The sequence below is a fragment of the Polaromonas jejuensis NBRC 106434 genome (assembly GCF_001598235.1).
In the GTDB taxonomy this organism is placed as follows: Bacteria; Pseudomonadota; Gammaproteobacteria; order Burkholderiales; family Burkholderiaceae_C; genus Polaromonas; species Polaromonas jejuensis.
Genome location: NZ_BCYO01000071.1, coordinates 1 through 1,290, shown reverse-complemented (window position 1 = coordinate 1,290; position 1,290 = coordinate 1). Strand labels below are relative to the sequence as shown.

At 63.8% G+C, this 1,290-nt stretch carries 1 protein-coding gene; it reads right to left on the bottom strand.

Translation table 11 applies throughout. The features are described from left to right. Window positions 1–59 precede the first annotated feature (59 nt). Window positions 60–1,208 (bottom strand): IS481 family transposase, encoded by a 1,149-nt coding sequence (locus PJE01S_RS24130; RefSeq protein WP_068836247.1) that lies wholly within the window; start codon window positions 1,206–1,208, stop codon window positions 60–62. Between the last annotated feature and the right edge of the window lie 82 nt (window positions 1,209–1,290).

The window sequence follows — 1,290 nt, the reverse complement described above, 5'->3', positions numbered from 1 at the left end:
TGTATGGACCGGAGACATGGGAAACGGGTGTGCGGGGACATAGGAAACACGTTGAAGTCTCAGGAAGCTGTCGCCAGAGCATTCAGATCGAGTCGCATGAAGCGGTGGTGGCAGAAGAACACATCGTAGCAACCATCGTGCTGAGCGTCTGCCCGGAACGCCACCGGCAGCTTGAGCAAGGCACTGGAAACCCGCAGTTGGTGGCCCTTGAAGTGGACCTCGCCGTTCCATTTGACGAGGGCTACCGTGTCCTCGTGGGGGTACTCGATGGGCGCCAGGGCCTGCGGATAGCTGGTGGGGCTGCTGCGGTAACGTGCGGCCGGTGTCTGCATACCCAGCGCATCGTGCGGGCGCTCCTGGTTGTAGATGCCCCGCCAGTGTTCGAAGGCGCATTGCGCCTGCTGCAGATCGGCAAAGCTGCGCCCGGCCAGCACCTCGGCTTTGAGCGAGCGATGAAAGCGCTCGATCTTGCCGTTGGTCTGTGGATGGTAAGGCGCGCTGTGGCTGACCCGTATGCCCAGGCGGATCAGCCAGACGCTCAACTCGCTCAAACCGTGCCCGGCCAGCCGGGGACTGCCCCAGGGCGCGCCATTGTCGGCATTGATGCGCACCGGCAGCCCATAGCGCCGGAACACCTCGGTCAGGTGAGGCTGCACGCCGCTGGCGGCCACCCCGGGGCAGGCTTGCAGCGCCAGGTTGAAGCGGGAATGGTCGTCCAGCAAGGTCAGCGGGTAGCAGCGCCCCTGGCTGGTCTGGAAGTCGCCCTTGAAGTCGATCTGCCACAGCGCGTTGGGGCTCTCGTGCTCGAAGCGCTGCCAGCGCTGGGCGGCCAAGCTGGCTTGAGGCGTGATCAGGCCGTGGCGATGCAAGATGGCCGTGATGGTGCTCGGTGGGGGCACACCGGTAAACCCGAGGTCTGCCAGGCGCTGGGCAATCTTGCGGCCACCCCAACCGGGATGGCTGCTGCGCAGATCGGTCACGGCTTTCTCTACCTCGGGCGAGGTGCGTGCAGGACTTCCTTTGGGCCTTCGGGAGCGGGGCACATAGGCGGCAGATCCCTCCTGCGCGTAGCGGGCCAGCAATGCGTAGCCTGTCTTGGGACTGATGCCAAAGCGTCGGCACAACTCGCGCCGGTTGCATCCCTCTTGCAGCGCCAACTCTACGAAGTCGCGTTTGATGTCCATCAGGTCTTTCGGTTGCCAGGCCATAGGCTTCTCCTTGTGCTGCTTGCACAGAAGAAGTGTTTCCTATGTCCCCGCACACCCGTTTCCCATGTCTCCGGTCCATACA